This window comes from Sphingobium lactosutens DS20 (assembly GCF_000445105.1).
Classification (GTDB): domain Bacteria; phylum Pseudomonadota; class Alphaproteobacteria; order Sphingomonadales; family Sphingomonadaceae; genus Sphingobium; species Sphingobium lactosutens.
The window spans coordinates 42,980-61,633 of record NZ_ATDP01000090.1 but is presented as its reverse complement, the minus strand read 5'-3'; the positions used below and the strand labels follow the sequence as shown (position 1 = coordinate 61,633).

Here is an 18,654-nt window from a genome sequence, read left to right as displayed (position 1 = left end):
ATGTTGTATCATTTCTCTTGGCACGGGTCAGAACCCGGCGGAAGAGGATGCAACTGATAAAGAGGAGCCAGTGATGCGACTCATGATGACGGCAAAATCAGCGCAGACGATGATGGAACAGAGCAACGGTGCGTCCCTGCGCTATGGGGCAGAGCGCAAGTCCCCCCTGGCATTGGGCGGCACGGTCGCGGTCCATGCCCTGGTGGTCGCCGCTTTCCTGCTGATCCCCAGGGAGGTGATCGATCGTTTCAACCCCGCCCCGCCGATCGACACCTACGCCGTGCCGCCCGATCCGCCGCCCCCGCCCGTGGACCAGGTCGATCCTGCCCCTGACGCCGCCTTGCCCAACCGACCGCTGCCAAAGCAACCAACCGCGCCTGACACCATCATTCCTCTGCCGCCGGCCGACAGCGGACTGATCGGCAATGCCGGGCCGGGCGATGCGCGCATTCCATTACCGCCCGTCCTGCCGCCGCCGCCCGCCTTGCCCGAACCGGTGCTGACGCAGGCGACCATCGATCCGCGTGCGCTGCCGACATTTCAGCCCGACTATCCCGGCGCGATGATTCGCCAGCAAAAGGAAGGGACCGTCACCGTCCGCATCACCATCAACGCGCAGGGCCGGGTGACGGATATCGAAAGGATCGAGGCAAGCGACGACAGCTTCTGGCTCGCGACACAGCGCCACGCATTGCGCGCCTGGCGTTTCCGTCCCGCGACCCGCGACGGCGCGCCCGTGGCATCGACCAAAATACTGACGGTGCGCTTCACCCTGACCGATCGCTAAACGCCGCCGGGCCCCACCTCGTCGCGCGGGGCCCGGCGTCACGCCCTGACGGACAGTTTTTGCATCCGTCCCGCCCTTGGCGTATAGGAAGACCATGGCGATCTTTCCCCGTCCCGTCTCCCCCAAGAATGCGCTTGGCGATTTCTGGAGCTATTTCCGGCAGCAGCGGCAGCATAAATGGCCGCTGCTCGGCCTGTCGGTGGCGATCACCTGGGTCATCATCTGGACCTTCGTGATCGACGCGAACACCAACACCATGCCGACCCGCAACAAGATCATATATGTCGAAAGCTGGGATGCCAACCGGTCCGACGCCGCGATCATCCTCCAGCAGAAGATCGACTTCGCCAAGCGCGAAGCGGCACTGGTGCGACAGCAGAAGCGGATGCAGGGCTATGCCGACGCCTTCGGCATCGAATGGCGCGAGGAGGAAAAGCGCAACACCGCCGAGCGCAAGCAGGCGGTCAAGGCGATCAACGAATTGCTCGACGACCGGCTGGTGAAGGCCGAATCGAGCGAGAAGGCTGCGCCGGCCACACCTGGCGCGGCGGGGGTTGCCCGCCCCTGAAACCGCCCGCTCCCGCCGATGACCGGCGCTACATGGCTGCGGCGATCGCGTTGTCGCGACGCGGTCGCGGGCTTTCCACCCCCAATCCCAATGTCGGTTGCCTGATCGTGCATGACGGTCGCGTCGTGGGGCGCGGCTGGACGCAAAAAGGCGGCCGCCCCCATGCCGAAGCGCAGGCGCTCGACCAGGCGATGGAACAAGCGCGCGGCGCCACCGCCTATGTAACGCTGGAACCCTGTTTCCACCTCAGCCCGCGCGGCCCGCGCTGCGCCGACCTGCTGTCGCGTGCGGGTGTCGCGCGCGTCGTCATCGCGCTGCGCGATCCTGATCCCCGAACGAATGGCCAGGGCGCGGCCTGGCTGCGCGACCGGGGCGTGGCCGTTGACATGGGGCTGATGGCGGATGAGGCAGCCGCCGCCATGGCAGGCTTCGTCCTGCGGCAAACGCTCGGCCGGCCGCATGTGACGCTGAAACTCGGCCTGTCGCTCGACGGGCGCATAGCGCTCGCCAATGGGGCGAGCCGCTGGATCACCGGTCCCCAGGCGCGCGCCCATGCGCATCTGGAACGCGCGCGGCATGACGCAATCCTGGTGGGCGGCGGCACATTGCGCGCCGACGCGCCGCGCCTCGACGTGCGTCTGCCGGGCCTGGCGGATCGCACGCCTCGCCGCCTCCTTTTGACGCGCGGATCAACGCCCGATGGGTGGGACCGGGTCGGCGCGCCGGGGGCGATCGCCGCGCTCGACCGCGTCGATCATCTGCTGGTCGAAGGGGGCGCGGGCGCGGCGGCGGCCTTTCTGCACGCCGACCTTGTTGACCGGCTGCTGCTCTATCGCGCACCCATCCTCATCGGCGACGGGCTGGCCGGCATCGGCGACATCGGCCTTGGCGACCTCGCCCAGGCGCATGGTCGCTGGCGGCTGACCGACGACCGCACGCTGGGCGTCGACCGGCTGGAGGTTTACGAGCGGGTTCGCAGCGCCTAAGCGACCTTCCATTCTGCGTAGCGGGGCAAGGCATATGTTCACCGGCATCATCACCGACATCGGCACCATCCGCGCCCATGAGCAGCGCGGCGACCTGCGGCTCGTCATCGGCTGCGGCTATGCGATGGACAGCGTCGCGATCGGCGCGTCGATCGCCTGTTCTGGCGCGTGCCTCACCGTGGTGGACAAGGGCGACGACTGGTTCGCGGTCGACCTGTCGGCCGAAACCGTCGCGCGCACCGCGCCGGGGCTTTGGCGGGAGGGCGGCCGGCTCAACCTGGAGCGCGCGCTCAAGGTCGGCGATGAATTGGGGGGCCATATCGTCACCGGCCATGTCGATGCCGTGGGCCATCTTGTATCCGCACAGTCGGAGGGCGATTCGATCCGCCTCGTCATCCGCGCGCCGCAGCAGCTCGCGACCGCGCTGGCCACCAAGGGATCGATCACCGTCGACGGCATCTCGCTGACCGTCAACAGCGTGGAGGATCGGCCCGACGGCAGCGTGGATTTCGGGCTCAACATCATCCCCCACACCGCCGCCGCCACGACCCTCGACAAACTGGAAGATGGTCGCGCCTTCAATCTCGAGATCGACGTTCTGGCGCGCTATCTCGACCGGATGCAGACGCTGCGCTCGGGAATGATGTGATCGAGGCTTGATTTTATCACATTGCAATGTGATATGGTCGCCATCCCAAAATAGGGATTGGAGTCCTGCCATGTCGTCTGCCCTGCTCGATACCGTCCGCAACCTCGTCAATGAAGGCGGCATGTCCCGCTCCGGTCTAGCCCGCGCGGCCGGCCTTCATGCCAATTCCCTGCGCAAGCTGGGCGAAGCCGACTGGAACCCGACCGCCGAGACGCTGGGCAAGCTGGAAGCCTATCTGCTGAAGCGCGAAGGCGGCACCGCGCTCGCGAGTCCCGAAGAGATCATCAACGAAGCGCGCAACGGCCGCATGTTCATCCTGGTCGATGACGAAGACCGGGAAAATGAAGGCGACCTCGTCATCCCCGCGCAAATGGCGACGCCCGATGCGATCAACTTCATGGCGACTCATGGCCGCGGTCTCATCTGCCTTGCCATGACGCGCGACCGGGTCGACCATCTGGGGCTGGAACTGATGAGCCGCAACAACGGCACCCGGCACGAAACCGCCTTCACCGTGTCGATCGAGGCGCGCGAAGGCGTCACCACCGGCATCAGCGCGGCCGACCGCGCCCGCACCATCTCCGTCGCGATCGACGGGTCGAAGGGACGCGCCGACATCGTGACCCCCGGCCACGTCTTCCCGCTGGTCGCAAAGGATGGCGGCGTCCTCGTGCGCACCGGCCATACCGAAGCGGCAGTCGATGTCGCGCGTCTGGCCGGCCTCAATCCCTCCGGTGTCATCTGCGAGGTGATGAAGGATGACGGCACCATGGCGCGGCTGGACGACCTCATCCCCTTCGCCCGCAAGCACAGGATGAAGATCGGGACGATCCGCGATCTGATCGCCTATCGCCGCCGCCACGACCATATGGTCGAACGGCGCGCCGAAACCAGCTTCACCAGCAAATGGGGTGGCGAATGGAAGGCGATCAGCTTCTACAACCGCGCGACCCGCACCGAACAGATGGTGCTGCAAAAGGGCCATGTCGTGCCCGATCAGCCGACGCTGGTGCGCATGCACCAGCTGTCGCTGATGGACGATATCTATGGCGCGCAGGGGAAACGCAGCGATCTGCTGGCCCGTTCGATGGAAATGATCGGTCGCGAGGGCGCGGGCCTGATCGTACTGCTGGCCGGATCGGACGCCGGCGATTTCCTGTCGACCTCCATCGCCCGCTATGCGGCAAAGGGCGCGGCTACGGGCGACATGGACGAACTGCGCGACTATGGCGTGGGCGCGCAGTTGCTCGCGGAACTCGGCGTGCATGACATGATCCTGCTGACCAACAGCCAGCACAGTCTGGTCGCGCTTGACGGCTATGACCTGGCCGTGGTTGGGCAGCGTCCGATCACAGTGTAAGGATTATCGACATGGCCAAATTCCTGATCGTCGAGGCACGCTTCTACGACCATCTCAATGACCTGCTGATTGAAGGCGCCAAGGCGGCGCTGGAGGAACAGGGGCATCGCCATGACGTCGTGACCGTGCCGGGCGCGCTCGAAATCCCCGGCGCGGTCGCAATGGCGGCGGAAACCGGCCGCTATGACGGCTTCATCGCGATCGGCGTCGTGATCCGCGGCGAAACCTATCATTTCGAAGTCGTGTCGAACGAAAGCGCGCGTGGCCTGATGGCGCTCAGCATGGATGGCATCCCCATCGGCAACGGCATCTTGACCGTCGAGAATGAGGAACAGGCGCTGGTGCGCGCCCGTCCCGATCAGAAGGACAAGGGCGGCGAAGCGGCCAAGGCCGCCATCGCCATGCTGGCCCTGCGCGATCGCTTCGGCGCATAAGTGAAAAGGGGTTCCGTCGCCGGAACCCCTCACCATTAAACCACCGTTTCCAGCGCCGGATAGTCGGTATAGCCTTCCGCCCCCTGGCTGTAGAAAGTCTTGGGGTCCCAATCGTTGAGCGGCGCGTAGATGCGCAGCCGCTCGACCAGATCGGGATTGGCCAGGAACGGGCGGCCGAAAGCGATGCCGTCCGCTACGCCGCTGTCGATCGCGGCCTGCGCGCTTTCCTTGGTATAATCGCTGTTGAGGATCAGCGGCCCCTTGAAGTGCTGGCGGATGAGCGGCGACTGGCGCGGTACGTCGCTGCTGCCATAGGTGCCTTGCGGGGTCAGTTCGCGCAATTCCAGAAATGCGATGCCCAAAGCGTCCAGCGCCTGCGCCGCCACCGGGAACAGGCTTGCCGGGTCGCTGTCGTCCGTGCCCTGCGTCTCGCCATTGGGCGACAAGCGCACAGCAGTCCGATCCGCGCCGATCGCGTCGACGACGGTGCCCGTCACTTCCCGCAGCAACCGCACGCGATTGTCCGCGCTGCCGCCATAGTCGTCGCTGCGCTGATTGACGCCGTCGCGCAGAAATTCGTCGATCAGATAACCGTTCGCGGCATGGATCTGAACGCCGTCGAAACCGGCCGCGATCGCGTTGCGGGCGGCATGGGCATAGGTGTCGAGAAGTTGCGGTATCTCGGCAACCTCCAGCGCGCGGGGCGTGGGATAATCCTTGTTGCCTTCATAGGTATGCGCATGGCCCGGCGCTGCGATCGGGCTGGACGACACCGGTGTTTCGCCTGTTACCGCAGGATGCACCAGCCGACCCATATGCCACAGCTGCGCAACGATGCGACCGCCCGCCGCATGCACCGCGTCAGTCACGGGCTTCCACGCCTCGACCTGCTGCTCGCTCCAAAGACCAGGCGCATAGGGCCATCCCAATCCCTGCCGCGAAATGCCGGTCGCTTCGCTGATGATGAGGCCGGCCGAAGCGCGCTGACGATAATAATCGACCATCAGGGGCGTCGGCACATGATCGCGGGTCGCGCGGGCGCGGGTCAGCGGCGCCATCAGGATGCGGTTGGGCGCGGCGATCGCGCCAAGCTGGATCGGGTCGAACAGGCTGGGCACTCAGATATCTCCCTTGCTATACGAGTTTCATATTGAAACTATAATGGGTGCGGTCCGGCAATTGGGAAGTGAACCGCCCGGCTTCAACCCTTGTTGCCGCCTTTTTGCGGAAACCCTGCCCCAACGAACAGCCCGGCAAATGGTTGTGCGCCACGCGCGCGCGTCCTAGATTGCGATCATGAGCGACACTGACGACCTCACCCTCGATGAAATCCGCGCATTGCTGGCGCCGATCCTCCCCCGCCACGCCGCCTTTGACGGCTGGCGGCCCCAGGCTGTGGCAATGGCCGCTCAGGAACAGGGCATAGATGGCGATGTTGCGCGGCTCGCCTTCGCTGATGGCGCTGTGGGAATGATCGACGCCTGGTTCGCCAGCATCGACGCGGCCATGCTGGACGCACTGCCCGCTGAGCAATTGTCCGCTTTGTCGATCCGCCGCAGGATCCTCGCGCTGGTCGAAGCGCGGCTCGACCTGCTTGCGCCCGACCGGGAAGCCTTGCGCCGGGCGCTGGCCGTTCTCGCCATGCCGGGCAATGTCGTTCACGCCGGCAAGCTAGGCTGGCGCGCCGCTGATGCGATGTGGCGGGCCGTCGGCGATACCGCCACGGACCTCAACCATTATACCAAGCGGATGACGCTTTCGGCCGTCTACGCCTCGACCCTGCTCGTTTTCGTCAATGACGAAAGCGACGACCATGCCGACAGCCGTGCCTTCCTCGCGCGCCGGGTCGAAGACGTGATGCGCTTTGAAAAGGCAAAGGCGAAATTCCGCAACGCGGGCGGCGGCGAACGGCTCAGCTTTGCGCGCTTCATCGGCCGCCTGCGCTATCCCGCCATCTGATCCCGCGCCGACACCGATTCCTCTGGCCATCGCGCATCGGTATTGATAGTCACTCGCAAAATCGTTTCATGAGTGATCATTCCTTGCGCCTGACCGACCTGCCGCTGCGCCAACCTGCCTATGTCGACCTGATCGACTGGACCAGCCTGTCCGCGATCGACGCGCAGCGGCTGCGGGAATTCGGCCTGTGCGAAGGCGCGAGCGTAGAGGCGCTGCACCATGGCGGGTTGCTTGGCCGCGGGCCGATCGCCTGCCGTGTCGGTCGCATGACCATCGCCATGCGCCGCGCCCATGCCGCCGCCGTCACCGTGCGCACGGGACCGGAGACTCTCGGCTCGAAGATTCTCGGGTCGGAGCGCGGGGCATGAGCGCCCTGCCCCTGGTCGCGCTGGTCGGCAATCCCAATGCCGGCAAGAGCGCGCTGTTCAACGCGCTGACCGGCGCGCGGCAGAAACTGGGCAATTATCCGGGCGTCACCGTGGAGCGCAAGGCGGGCCGCCTCTCGCTCGCCGATGGCCGGCCGGTCGAGCTGGTCGACCTGCCCGGCACCTACAGCCTTGATCCGGCCAGCCCCGACGAGCAGGTGACGCGCGACGTCGTGATGGGCAAACAGGTCGGCGAAAAGCGACCCGATGCGCTGGTCATCGTCGTCGACGCCGCCAATCTCGACAATCATCTGCGCTTTGCCCTCGAACTGATCGCGCTTGGCCTGCCCACCATCGTCGCGCTCAACATGGTGGATCTTGCCACGCGCGACGGGCTGGAGCTGGACGCCGCCGCCCTGTCCCGCGAACTGGGCGTGCCCGTCATCGCGACCGTGGCTGTACGCAAGCGCGGGTTGGATCATCTGCGCACCGAATTGGAGGCGCTGCTGAACGGCGCGCCCGCCCCTTATCCCGCGACCGCCCAGCCCCAGCGCGATTTCGACGCCACCCGGCAGGAAGCGCGACGCATCGCCCGCGCCGGGATCGTGCGCGAAACCCCCTCGCGCCGCCTGACCGCCGCCGTCGATCGCGTGGCCCTGCACCCGGTCGCCGGCCTTGCACTGCTGCTGGCGCTGCTGTTCGTCATGTTCCAGGCCGTCTATGCCTGGTCCGAAGCGCCCATCGCCATGATCGAGGGCCTGGCCGAAGCCACCGCCACGCTGGTGCGCGACAGCCTTCCCGATGGCATAGTGCGCTCCTTCCTGGTCGACGGCGTCATCAATGGCGTCGGATCGGTTGTCGTCTTCCTGCCCCAGATCCTGATCCTCTTCTTCTTCATCCTGATGCTGGAAGCGACCGGCTATATGGTCCGCGCCGCCTTCCTGATGGACGGCATCATGGCAAAGGTCGGCCTGTCGGGTCGCGCCTTCATTCCGCTCCTCTCCTCCTTCGCCTGCGCCATTCCCGGCATCATGGCGACCCGTACCATTGCCGATCCCAAGGACCGGCTGACCACCATATTGATCGCGCCACTCATGACCTGTTCGGCGCGACTGCCGGTCTATGCCGTCATCATTGGCGCCTTCATCCCGGCCCGCGACATAGGATATGGAATCGGCCTTCAGGGCTTCGTCCTTTTCTGCCTCTATCTGGCGGGGATCGTCGGCGCGATGCTGGTGGCGCTGGTGCTGCGCCTCACCGTGACCAAGGGCGCGAGCGGCAGCTTCCTCATGGAAATGCCCAAATATCAATGGCCGCGCCCGCAGGACATATTGCTCGGCCTGTGGCAGCGCGCGGTGATCTTCCTCAAGCGCGCGGGCACGATCATTTTTACCTCCACCGTCATCCTGTGGGTGTTGCTCAGCTTCCCGCGCGTCCCCGATGGCGATCCCGCCAGCCAGGTCGACCATTCGATTGCAGGCCGGGTGGCGAGCGGTCTCAACGTTGTCCTGGAACCAATCGGCTTCAACCGCGACATTTCGCTGGCGCTGATCCCGGCGATGGCGGCGCGCGAAGTCGCGGTGTCGGCGCTCGCCACCGTCTATTCGATCGACGCGGGCGATGACGAAGCCGCGCTGGAACAGAGCCTGGGCGACCGGCTGAGCAGCCAGTGGCCGCTCCCCACCGCGCTCGCCTTCCTCGCCTGGTTCATTTTCGCGCCGCAATGTATTTCCACCATCGCGGTGACGCGACGGGAAACCAACGGGTGGAAATGGCCGCTATTCATGGTCGGCTATCTGTTCACGCTCGCCTATGTCGCGGCGGGCCTGACCTATTGGACGGCCACGGCGATGGGTCTGGCCTAGCCTTTGTTCTGGACCCTCGGATCAGGGCCACTATAACAGCCGATCAATCTATCGGAGGTAACATGGCAGGCTCGGTCAACAAGGTCATTCTGGTCGGCAATCTGGGTGCCGACCCGGAGGTCAAGAGCTTCCAGAATGGCGGCAAGGTGTGCAATCTGCGCATCGCCACGTCCGAAAGCTGGAAGGACCGCATGACCGGGGAGCGCAAGGAGCGCACCGAATGGCACAGCGTCGCCATCTTTTCCGAAGGGCTGGTGGGCGTGGCCGAACGCTTCCTGCGCAAGGGCTCCAAAGTCTATATCGAAGGGCAGCTGCGCACCCGCAAATGGCAGGACCAGTCGGGTAACGACCGCTACACGACCGAAGTCGTGCTCCAGGGTCTTGGCTCTGTCCTTACCATGCTGGATGGCGCGCCGGGCGGTGGCGGCCAGGGCGGCGGCTATGGCGGTGGCGGCGGTGGCCGCTCGCAAGGCGTGAGCGACTGGCAGGGCGGATCGGGCGGCTTTGGCGGCGGCGATTATGATGATTTCGGCGGCGGGTCCGGCGGATCGGGCGGTGGCGGCTATGGCGGCGGCAACCGCTCGCAGGGCGGCGGCAATCGCGGCGGCGCGGGCAGCCCCAATTTCGACAATGATCTGGACGACGAAGTCCCGTTCTAATCGGGCGGGGGTCCGGCCATGGCGATCTTTGACGACCTGAGCGGCAAGCGCGCGCTCGTTACTGGCGCGTCGAGCGGCCTTGGCCGGCATTTCGCGCTGCTGCTGGCGCGCCATGGCGTCGCGGTCACGCTGGCCGCGCGCCGGCTCGACCGGCTGGAGGCCATGGCAGCCGAGATCGCCGCAACGGGCGCGCAAGCCGACTGCGTGCGCATCGACGTGCGCGATCCCGCCTCGGTGGACGCCGCCTTCGACCGGCCGGCCTTTGACATTGTCATCAACAATGCCGGCGTGGCGCAGGGCGGCCCAGCGCTCGCCATGGATGAAGCGGCCTGGGGCGATGTGATCGACACCGACCTGTCCGGCGTCTTCCGCGTCGCGCGCGCGGCCGGGCGGGCCATGGTCGCCGCGCAGCAGGGCGGCAGCATCGTCAATACCGCATCGATCCTGGGCCTGCGCGTGTCGACCTATCTTGCCGCCTATGCCGCGGCCAAGGCGGGGGTGGTTCAGCTCAGCCGCGCGCTGGCGCTGGAATGGGCGGGCCAGGGCATCCGCGTCAACGCGCTTTGCCCCGGCTATTTCGAAACCGACATCAATCGCGGTTTCCTCGCCAGCAAATCGGGCCAGGCGATGGTGGCGCGCATTCCCCAGCGCCGTGTCGGCCAGTTTGAGGATCTGGATGGCGCCCTGCTGCTGCTCGCCTCGGACGCGGGGCGCTATATGACCGGCACCGAACTGGTGGTCGACGGCGGCCATATGGTGTCGACGCTGTAATCGCCTGGCGCGATCATATTGACCGATATAATCGACGGGACCGCAGATGCGATCGTCCCTATATCCCTGCCATGTCCAGCATCGAACAGAGCATCGCCCTCCCCATCCGTCGCATGGTGCATCCGGCCCAGCTGGCCGTCGGGAGCGCCATCGCCATCAGCGGACTTGCCATCCTGCTGCACGGCGCGGTGGCGCTCGCCTGACCCGGCGGCTTAGCGCGCCAGTTCCTCCTGCGCGAAGGCGCGGATATGATCCTTCAGGTCCGCGCGCTCCAGCGACAGCGCCAGATTGGCCTCGATATACCCCGCCTTTGACCCGCAGTCGAAGCGGCGCCCTTCGAACGTCACGCCGTGGAAGGGCTGGGTGCCGATCATCGACGCCATCGCATCGGTCAGCTGGATTTCTCCACCCGCGCCCTTCTCCTGCGTTTCCAGGATCTTCATGACCTCGGGCTGCAAGATATAGCGGCCCGGCACGATCAGGTTGGATGGCGCGGTGCCCAGCTTGGGCTTTTCGACCAAGCCCTTCACTTCCGTCAGCACGCCGTCGCGCGCGCCCGGATCGATGACGCCATAGCTGGGCGTTTCGTCCATCGGGATTTCCAGCGCGCAGACCAGATTGCCGCCGACCTTGTCATAGGCATCGACCATCTGCTTCAGGCACCCATTGCCCTTCGCGCCCTTCATGAATTCGTCGGGCAGCAGGATGGCGAAGGGTTCATCGCCCACGATCTCGCGCGCGACCCAGATCGCATGGCCCAGGCCCAGAGGCTCCTGCTGGCGGATGAAGACCGCATTGCCGGGCATCAGGCGCGTGCCCTCCAGCGCGCCCAGATCCTTGCCCCGCTCGCGCTGGGTCGCTTCTGTCTCATAGGCGATGTCGAAATAATCCTCGATCGCGCCCTTGCCGCGACCGGTGACGAAAATCATCTGCTCGATGCCCGCTTCCCGGGCTTCATCCACCGCATATTGGATCAGCGGCCGGTCGACGACGGGCAGCAATTCCTTGGGCACTGCCTTGGTGGCGGGCAGGAACCGGGTGCCAAGGCCAGCAACGGGAAAAATGGCTTTGCGAATAGGCTTGTGGGACATGCTGCTCCATTCTCGCTGCAATGCGGAAAGATAGGCCTGAAATCGCGGGCGCAGCCGCAAAGGTCAAGCATTTGCGCACGCCCTAACGCGTCACACCGCCAGAAGTCGCTCCGCCACCGCCTCCAAAGCCGAAATTTCGCCATCCAGTTGATCCAGGGAAACATGGATGCGGTTATTGCGCGGGTCACGGCAGGCAAAGCCACCCGGCTCGGGCTGCTGGAACCCCTGGATGATGAGCGCGCGGAACCGGTCGATCCGCTGCATGTCCCGCTCGATCGCCGAAATTTCCGTGAGCGCGCTGGCGTTGCGGCGGTCGCGCATGGCGACCATGGTGCGCAATTCGGTCATCAGCTTGGACATGCTGGGCCGGGTGCGTGCGCCCACGGTGCGCACATCGCCCATGCCCTCGCGCATCAGGCCGACCTTGGCCTCCAAACTTTGTTCCAGCATCGTCCAGGCGCAGATCAGCCGCCCGACCGAACAAAGCAGCGCCGCGTCCTCCGGCGCATAATCCGATACCGGTCTCACATTTACGTCAGATACAAGATGCACACCCACGCCCCGAAATCTCCTTTATGAGGCTCGGTCCTGCACCCCGCAAAGGCGAGAGGCCAGTGTCGGCGCGGCATGCTCCTCGCTTCTGTCGCACGGATCACCGGCAGCCGTGCAGGAAGGGCGGCGAATCGTGCGCCCGCCCAAGCCGCAGGCACGTGCGCCAGGTCAGAAATCGATGGCGATGCCCTTGCGCTCCCAGTCGCCATAGCGAACCGGGCTCATCTCCTCGTCATGGGGCGTGGGATTGTCGATCGGGTCTGGCTCGGGCACCGGCGGGCTTTTCGACAGATGGTTGGGCGGCGTCACATGCGCGGGACGCTTGCCGTTGAAGGTTCCCATGAAGCGGCCTTTCGATTGGGGGCGGGCAATTGCGAGCAGCGCAGATCCACCCCATATTCATCTCTGCCCTGCTATCTGGGCGGGCAAGGAGCATTTGGCAAGTGAACGGCATCAAGACGACGACGTTGCTGGCGGCGCTGACGGCGCTGTTCATGGCATTGGGTTACACGCTGGGCGGCAGCGGCGGCGCGGTGATCGCGCTGCTGGTCGCGGCGGGGATGAACCTCTTCACCTTCTGGAACGCGGACAAGATCGTCCTCAAGATGCATAATGCGCGGGAGGTCGACGCCCACAGCGCGCCGGACTTTTACGGTCTGGTCCAGCAGTTGGCGCAGCGCGCGGGCCTGCCGATGCCGCGCGTCTATCTGATCGACCAGGACGCGCCCAACGCCTTTGCCACCGGGCGCGATCCCAACCATGCCGCCGTCGCCGCGACCACCGGGTTGCTGGCGATGCTTAGCCGCGACGAGGTGGCGGGCGTGATGGCGCACGAGCTGGGCCATGTGAAGCATCGCGACACGCTCATCATGACGATGGTCGCGACGATCGCGGGCGCCATTTCCATGCTCGCGCAATTCGGCCTGTTCTTTCGCGGCGGACGCGACGAAGGCCATGGCAATATCCTCGCCACCCTGCTCGCGGTGATCGTCGCGCCCTTCGCCGCGATGATCGTGCAAATGGCGATCAGCCGCACGCGCGAATATGGCGCCGACCGCGCCGGCGCGGAAATCAGCGGCAATCCCCGCGCGCTCGCCTCCGCCCTCGCCAAGATTTCAGGGGCCGCGCAGGCGATCCCCAACCCGGTCGTCGCGCGCAACCCCGCCACGGCACAGCTCTACATCGTGCCTACCCATGTCAGCGAACTCTTCTCCACCCATCCCGCCACCGAAAAGCGCATCGCCGCGCTACAGGATATCGCCAGCGACATGGGATCGGTCGACGGGATTGCACCCACCCCGATCGTCCAGCCGCGCGCATCCGCCCTGTCGCCGAACGCCCCAACCCCTGCACCCACGCGCCGCCGCAGCGCCCTTGATCCGCACGGGCGCCCCTAAAAGCCATAATCTCCGTTCGTTTCGAGCGTAGTCGAGAAACGCGATCAAGCGGTGCGCTACCCGCTTCTCGACGCGCCAGGCGCGAACGGAGGTTGCTTTTACCCGCAATGGGCCTAACCGCCTTCCATGCCTCCCCGTCCTTCGTCCCGCACGTCCCGCCCCCGTCCCGATGACGTCCCCGGCCTGCCCGCCCGTCGCGCGGCGCTGCGGTTGCTGGACGCGGTGCTGCGCCGGGGCGAGCCGCTGGAACTGGCGCTGCACGGCGCGGCGCAGGGATTGCCGCGGGAGGATCGCGCGCTCACCCACGCTATCGCCGCCGAAGTCTTGCGCCATCTGCCCGATCTCGACGCGCTGATCGACGACGCAACCCGCCAGATCCTGCCCGACGACGCCAAAGCGCGCATGGTGCTGCGCATCGCGCTGGCCCAGACCTTGCGGATGGACACCCCGCCCCATGCCGCTATCGCCACCGCTTTGCCGCTTGTCGACGGCGGCCCGCGCAAGCTGGTCCATGGCGTGTTCGGCACGGTGACGCGCAGCAACCCCGTGTTGCCCGATCCGCCAACCCTGCCCGCCGAAGTGCTTGCGCGCTGGAGCGATCAGTGGGGCGCAGCGATGCCGCAGGCGGCGGCCCATGCCTATGCCGTGCGCCCGCCGGTGGACGTCACTCTGCGCGACGCGGGCGAGACGGCAATATGGACAGAGGCGCTGGGCGGCACATCCTTCGCCCCCGGCCATGTCCGCCTGCCCGCTCATCCCATTGACGGCGGCGCGGCGATCCCCGCCCTGCCCGGCTTTGCCGAGGGCGCCTGGTGGGTGCAGGACATTGCCGCGTCCTGCGCCGCACGGCTGCTTGGCAAAGGCGATGGCTGCCCGGCGCTCGACCTCTGCGCCGCGCCGGGGGGCAAGACGATGCAGCTGGCCGCCGCCGGCTGGCGCGTCACTGCCCTGGACCAGTCGAAAAAGCGGCTGGAGCGACTGTCCGAAAATCTCGCGCGCACGGGGCTGGCGGCCGACATCGTCGCGGCGGACCTGCGGCAATGGCAGCCCCCCGCGCCCGTCGACGCCATTCTGCTCGACGCGCCCTGTTCGGCGACCGGCATCTATCGCCGCCATCCTGACGTCCTGCACCGCATCGGCCCGCGCCAGATCATGGAGCTGGCCGACTTGCAGGCGCAATTGCTGGCGCGCGCCGCCGATTGGCTGACGCCGGGCGGACGCATCATCTACGCCACCTGCTCGCTCGAACGCGCGGAGGGGGAGGATCAGGTCGCGCGCTTCCTCGACGCGCGAGCGGACTTCGCGCTGGACCCGATCGCGACCAGCGAACTGCCGGAAGGAATCGCGCCCGACCCGCAGGGCCGGCTGCGCACCCTGCCCGACACGCTCGCAAGCGCAGGCGGCACGGACGGATTCTTCATCGCCCGGCTTGTCAAGCGCGCACACTGACCTTTAACCATGATGGCGTAAGGCTGCGACAGCATCCCTTTTACCAGCCCAAGGTTCATCCATGCGCCCGATCGAGCCATTGCCACTTAATCATAGCTGGCCGCTCTATGATCTGCGCACCCATCTTGCCCCGGTCCTGCTGGACCCGGACATTGCCCGCAACGACGCGGCGCTGGCCGAACGCGGGCTGGGCCTGTGGCGATGCGACCTTGTCGACAACCGGCTGGAATGGACGGCGGGCGTCTACGACATATTCGGGCTGGAGCGCGACCTCAACGTGCCGCGGCCGCTCGCGGTATCGCTCTATGCCACGGACTCGCGCGAACCGATGGAGCGGCTGCGCGATTATGCGATCCGGCACAAGCGCGGCTTCACGATCGATGTCGATATCGATCAGGCCGATGGCCAGGGCCGCTGCGCGATGCGGCTGATCGCCGCACCCGTGCTCGACGACGCGGAACAGGTCGTCGGGCTGCATGGCGTCAAGCAATTGCTGCCGCAGGGCGCGCCCGCCTCGCGACGGCTCGACCCGACCATTTTCGTCATGCTCTGACCTCGCCTCCGGCTCCCGGCCTGATCGGCCCGGACGGTCGGGAAAATCGCCGTTGCCTCCCGCACCGCGCGCCACTAAGGCGGGGGGTTGATGACCCATCCCATCCTTATCTCGCCCTCCATCCTGTCCGCCGACTTCGCACGCCTTGGCGAGGAAGTGCGCGCCATCGACGAAGCGGGCTGCGACTGGATCCATATCGACGTCATGGACGGGCATTTCGTGCCCAACATCACCATCGGCCCTGCCGTGGTGAAGGCGCTGCGCCCGCACAGCCAAAAGCCGTTCGACGTCCATCTCATGATCTCGCCGGTGGACCCGTATCTCGATGCCTTCGTTCAGGCTGGCGCGGATATCATCACCGTTCATCCCGAAGCGGGTCCGCATATCCACCGCACCGTCCAGCATATCAAGTCGCTGGGCGTGAAGGCTGGCGTGGTGCTCAATCCCGGCACCCCGGCCAAGATGCTCGACTATCTGATCGACGATGTCGACCTCATCCTGGTGATGAGCGTCAATCCCGGTTTCGGCGGCCAGAGCTTCATCGAAAATCAGCTGCGCAAGATCGAGGCGATCCGCAAGATGATCGATAAGTCGGGCCGCGACATCCGCCTTCAGGTGGATGGCGGCATCGACCTTACCACCGCGCCCAGGGCGATCGCGGCGGGCGCGGACGTGCTGGTCGCCGGCACCGCGACCTTCCGCGGCGGCCAGAGCGCCTATGCCGACAATATCCGTCAATTGCGGGGCGGGTGAGCGACCCGCGACGCCTGTCGGCCCGCTCGGGCCAGGACCTGCCGCCCGACGAGGGCGCGGACGGCATCGAGCAGGGCAAGCGCCTCATCCGCGTCGCGGATGACAAGGGGCTGTCGCTGACGCAGAAGATCGCGCATCATGTCTATCTGCTCAGCTGGAAAACGCCGATCCACGGTCGCCGGCTGCGGGGCAAATATCCGCTCAAGCTGCTGGCCGTGCCCGACGACGACATTGTCGGCGATGGCCGCGCCGGGGCGGCGATGCGCGCGGGCTATTTCCTGTTTCGTGGGCAGAAATTGCCGATCGACCGGCTGGACTTTGCCCGGCCGGGCGTCGGTCCGGCCTTTAGCGATTATCTGCACAGCTTCCGCTGGCTGCGCGACCTGTCGGTCAGCGCCTCGCGCGAACAGGGCGCGCCGATCGCCGAAGGCGTGCTGCGCAAATGGCTGGCCGTCCATGCCGAAACGCCCAGCGAGCCGGCATGGCGGGCGGACAATGCCGGCTGGCGGCTGCTGTTCTGGACCGCCCACGCCCCGCTCATCCTATCATCCAGCGACCTTGTCTATCGCTCGCTGGTGCTTAACTGCATCGCGCGCACCGCCCGGCATCTGGACCGGGGCGCGGACAAGGCGCCGATGGGCCTGCCGCGCATCGTCGCCTGGTGCGCGATCATCGCCGCCGGGCTGCTGATCCCGGGCGGCGAAACCCGCCGGCAATTCGGCGAAGCTGGCCTTAAGCGCGCGATCGACAGCGGCATCCATGCCGATGGCGGCATCGTGTCGCGATCGCCGCTGGCGCAGATGGAAACGATCATGGCGCTCTCCATGTTGCGCGCTGTCTATGACGTGCGCCGGGAAAAGCCGCCGCTCTTCCTTGGCGATGCGCTGGCCCGCACGGTCCCCGCGCTGCTCGGCCTTGCCCATGGCGATGGCGGGCTTGGCAGCTGGCAAGGGTCCGGCGCCATCGCGCCGCAGATGGTGGACAGCGTCGTGCAGGCCAGCCGCGTGCGCGCCCGTCCGCTGCGCCAGGCGCGCGACTGGGGCTATCAGCGGATCGCCGCCGGCGCGACCGTGGTTCAGGTGGATGCCGCCCCGCCGCCGGTCGCGCGCCTGGCCGACGCCGGCTGCGCCTCGACCGGCGCGATCGAGATCAGCGACGGGCGCCAGCGGCTGATCGTCAATTGCGGCGGCGCGGCGCTGGAAGGCGCGTGGATCACCGCCGATCTGGCGCAGGGCCTGCGCACCACCGCCGCGCACAGCACGCTGGTGCTCAATGACAGCAATTCCACCGCCCTGCTGCCCGGCGGCACGCTGGGCAAGGGCGTGACCGAGGTCGAGCTTAACCGGCAGGAAATGGACAATGGCAGCCGGCTGGAACTCAGCCATGACGGCTATGTCCGGCGGATGGGCTATGTCCATCGCCGCCTGCTGATGGTGAGCGGCGATGGCCGGGAAGTGCGCGGCGAGGATATGCTCACCCCGGCCGAACGCCGCCGCAAGCCCGGCCGCCAGCCGGTGCAGATACGCTTTCACCTCGCGCCCGGCGTCGAACCCACGCTGACCGCCGACAATCAGGCCGCCGTGCTGCGCATCGACCAGGGCGCGCTCTGGCAGTTCCGCACCGGCACGGGCCTGCTCAGCGTCGAGGACAGCCTGTGGGTCGATGGCGATGGCCACCCCCATCCCACACGCCAGCTGGTCGTCACCGGCGAAGCCCTGCCGGGCGGCTCCAGCATCGGCTGGCTGTTCAAGCGGATGGGCTGACCGTCCCCGTCCTCACCTCCTCACTCCCCGCTCCTGCAAGGACATCGCCGCATGACCCCGACCGACCTGCTCGTCCCCACCTGGCGCCAGATGCTGGGCGCGCTGTCCGACTGGCTTGCCAAGGCCGAAGTGCAGATGGCCGGCGGCGCTGCCGACACGCTGCTGTCCGCGCGGCTCGCGCCCGATATGTTTCCGCTCGCGACGCAAGTGCGCTTCGCCTGCGTGCAGGTGTGGGAAGGGGCGCATCGCCTGCGCGACGAGCCGCTGCCCGACCGGGTCATGGCGCTACTGGACGAAGGGCGGCAGGCGGGCGATCAGCCCGGCACCATGGCGGACGCGCGGGCGCGCATCGCCGAAACCCTCGTCCTGCTCGACAGCCTGGCCACCGACGCGCTCGACCGGGGCAGCGACGTGCCGCTCGCCCATGACCTGCCCAATGGCATGATCTTCGACCTGACGTCCGACAGCTATGCGCGCGACTGGGCGCTGCCCCAATTTTACTTCCACGTCATGACCGCCTACGCCATCCTGCGCGCGCAGGGCGTGGAGCTGGGCAAGGCGGATTATGTCGCGCACATGCTGCCCCGCCTGCGCCAGCCGGGCGCGTCGCAGGACTGACCCCGCATCCCAAGGCTGTATTTTTCCGCCGACCCGGCCTAAGGGACGGCCCATTCTTCCTGTCCTGCGATAAGA

The 18,654-nt window shown here is 66.7% G+C and carries 22 protein-coding genes; 18 read left to right on the top strand and 4 right to left on the bottom strand.

From position 1 onward, the window contains the following. Positions 1-73: 73 nt before the first annotated feature. The 6 genes from RLDS_RS41105 (at position 74) to ribH (ending at position 4,784) form a co-directional block, all read left to right on the top strand. Entirely contained in the window at positions 74-787 is a 714-nt protein-coding gene (locus RLDS_RS41105; RefSeq protein WP_021226254.1) for an energy transducer TonB, read from the top strand. 94 nt (positions 788-881) lie between these two features. Next, the gene (locus RLDS_RS41100) at positions 882-1,355 is read left to right on the top strand and encodes a hypothetical protein (RefSeq protein WP_021226253.1); all 474 of its coding nucleotides are present in this window, start codon (positions 882-884) and stop codon (positions 1,353-1,355) included. Then, complete coding sequence (gene ribD, locus RLDS_RS41095; protein ID WP_269078214.1) at positions 1,352-2,341, top strand: bifunctional diaminohydroxyphosphoribosylaminopyrimidine deaminase/5-amino-6-(5-phosphoribosylamino)uracil reductase RibD; 990 nt, start codon at positions 1,352-1,354, stop codon at positions 2,339-2,341. The genes RLDS_RS41100 and ribD overlap by 4 nt, the downstream gene beginning before the upstream one ends. Positions 2,342-2,375: 34 nt before the next feature. Continuing rightward, positions 2,376-2,990, top strand: a complete 615-nt coding sequence (locus RLDS_RS41090; RefSeq protein ID WP_021226251.1) for a riboflavin synthase — start codon at positions 2,376-2,378, stop codon at positions 2,988-2,990. Positions 2,991-3,060: 70 nt separating this feature from the next. Further along, complete coding sequence (gene ribB, locus RLDS_RS41085) at positions 3,061-4,350, top strand: 3,4-dihydroxy-2-butanone-4-phosphate synthase (RefSeq protein WP_021226250.1); 1,290 nt, start codon at positions 3,061-3,063, stop codon at positions 4,348-4,350. An 11-nt stretch (positions 4,351-4,361) separates the two neighbouring features. Next, positions 4,362-4,784: a 6,7-dimethyl-8-ribityllumazine synthase gene (gene ribH / locus RLDS_RS41080; RefSeq protein WP_021226249.1), complete on the top strand. Its 423-nt coding sequence runs from the start codon at positions 4,362-4,364 to the stop codon at positions 4,782-4,784. A 35-nt stretch (positions 4,785-4,819) separates the two neighbouring features. On the opposite strand, the gene RLDS_RS41075 is transcribed toward ribH, so the two are convergent. Beyond that, positions 4,820-5,902 carry an alkene reductase gene (locus RLDS_RS41075; RefSeq protein WP_021226248.1) on the bottom strand — a complete coding sequence of 361 codons (1,083 nt, stop codon included), beginning with the start codon at positions 5,900-5,902 and terminating at the stop codon, positions 4,820-4,822. A 178-nt stretch (positions 5,903-6,080) separates the two neighbouring features. On the opposite strand from RLDS_RS41075, the gene RLDS_RS41070 reads away from it, so the two are divergent. From RLDS_RS41070 to RLDS_RS57205, 6 genes are all read left to right on the top strand, one after another. Beyond that, complete coding sequence (locus tag RLDS_RS41070) at positions 6,081-6,743, top strand: COQ9 family protein (RefSeq protein ID WP_021226247.1); 663 nt, start codon at positions 6,081-6,083, stop codon at positions 6,741-6,743. Positions 6,744-6,826: 83 nt separating this feature from the next. Continuing rightward, positions 6,827-7,111 (top strand): FeoA family protein, encoded by a 285-nt coding sequence (locus tag RLDS_RS41065; RefSeq protein ID WP_031298221.1) that lies wholly within the window; start codon positions 6,827-6,829, stop codon positions 7,109-7,111. After that, positions 7,108-8,973, top strand: coding sequence for a ferrous iron transporter B (gene feoB / locus RLDS_RS41060; protein WP_021226245.1), 1,866 nt, complete (start codon positions 7,108-7,110; stop codon positions 8,971-8,973). Before RLDS_RS41065 ends, feoB begins: the two co-directional genes overlap by 4 nt. A gap of 62 nt (positions 8,974-9,035) precedes the next feature. Further along, complete coding sequence (ssb, locus tag RLDS_RS41055; RefSeq protein ID WP_021226244.1) at positions 9,036-9,632, top strand: single-stranded DNA-binding protein; 597 nt, start codon at positions 9,036-9,038, stop codon at positions 9,630-9,632. 18 nt (positions 9,633-9,650) lie between these two features. Beyond that, positions 9,651-10,403, top strand: coding sequence for an SDR family NAD(P)-dependent oxidoreductase (locus tag RLDS_RS41050; RefSeq protein ID WP_021226243.1), 753 nt, complete (start codon positions 9,651-9,653; stop codon positions 10,401-10,403). A 71-nt stretch (positions 10,404-10,474) separates the two neighbouring features. Next, entirely contained in the window at positions 10,475-10,606 is a 132-nt protein-coding gene (locus RLDS_RS57205; protein WP_021226242.1) for a hypothetical protein, read from the top strand. Between the two features lie 9 nt (positions 10,607-10,615). On the opposite strand, the gene RLDS_RS41045 is transcribed toward RLDS_RS57205, so the two are convergent. The 3 genes from RLDS_RS41045 to RLDS_RS55330 form a co-directional block, all read right to left on the bottom strand. Then, complete coding sequence (locus RLDS_RS41045) at positions 10,616-11,494, bottom strand: UTP--glucose-1-phosphate uridylyltransferase (RefSeq protein WP_031298219.1); 879 nt, start codon at positions 11,492-11,494, stop codon at positions 10,616-10,618. Between the two features lie 90 nt (positions 11,495-11,584). Further along, positions 11,585-12,046: a hypothetical protein gene (locus RLDS_RS41040; protein ID WP_031298217.1), complete on the bottom strand. Its 462-nt coding sequence runs from the start codon at positions 12,044-12,046 to the stop codon at positions 11,585-11,587. A gap of 168 nt (positions 12,047-12,214) precedes the next feature. Then, positions 12,215-12,388 (bottom strand): DUF1674 domain-containing protein, encoded by a 174-nt coding sequence (locus tag RLDS_RS55330; RefSeq protein WP_021226239.1) that lies wholly within the window; start codon positions 12,386-12,388, stop codon positions 12,215-12,217. 101 nt (positions 12,389-12,489) lie between these two features. Between RLDS_RS55330 and htpX the strand changes: the two genes are divergently transcribed. The 6 genes from htpX to RLDS_RS41010 all read left to right on the top strand — a co-directional run bounded on the left by htpX (position 12,490) and on the right by RLDS_RS41010 (position 18,579). After that, positions 12,490-13,443 carry a zinc metalloprotease HtpX gene (gene htpX, locus RLDS_RS41035; protein WP_021226238.1) on the top strand — a complete coding sequence of 318 codons (954 nt, stop codon included), beginning with the start codon at positions 12,490-12,492 and terminating at the stop codon, positions 13,441-13,443. Between the two features lie 126 nt (positions 13,444-13,569). Beyond that, positions 13,570-14,892 (top strand): RsmB/NOP family class I SAM-dependent RNA methyltransferase, encoded by a 1,323-nt coding sequence (locus tag RLDS_RS41030; protein ID WP_021226237.1) that lies wholly within the window; start codon positions 13,570-13,572, stop codon positions 14,890-14,892. Between the two features lie 61 nt (positions 14,893-14,953). Then, positions 14,954-15,445 carry a hypothetical protein gene (locus RLDS_RS41025; RefSeq protein WP_021226236.1) on the top strand — a complete coding sequence of 164 codons (492 nt, stop codon included), beginning with the start codon at positions 14,954-14,956 and terminating at the stop codon, positions 15,443-15,445. A gap of 90 nt (positions 15,446-15,535) precedes the next feature. Continuing rightward, positions 15,536-16,198 carry a ribulose-phosphate 3-epimerase gene (gene rpe, locus RLDS_RS41020; protein ID WP_021226235.1) on the top strand — a complete coding sequence of 221 codons (663 nt, stop codon included), beginning with the start codon at positions 15,536-15,538 and terminating at the stop codon, positions 16,196-16,198. Next, positions 16,195-17,961, top strand: coding sequence for a heparinase II/III family protein (locus tag RLDS_RS41015; RefSeq protein WP_021226234.1), 1,767 nt, complete (start codon positions 16,195-16,197; stop codon positions 17,959-17,961). The genes rpe and RLDS_RS41015 overlap by 4 nt, the downstream gene beginning before the upstream one ends. A gap of 51 nt (positions 17,962-18,012) precedes the next feature. Continuing rightward, complete coding sequence (locus RLDS_RS41010) at positions 18,013-18,579, top strand: DUF1993 domain-containing protein (protein WP_021226233.1); 567 nt, start codon at positions 18,013-18,015, stop codon at positions 18,577-18,579. Positions 18,580-18,654 lie beyond the last annotated feature (75 nt).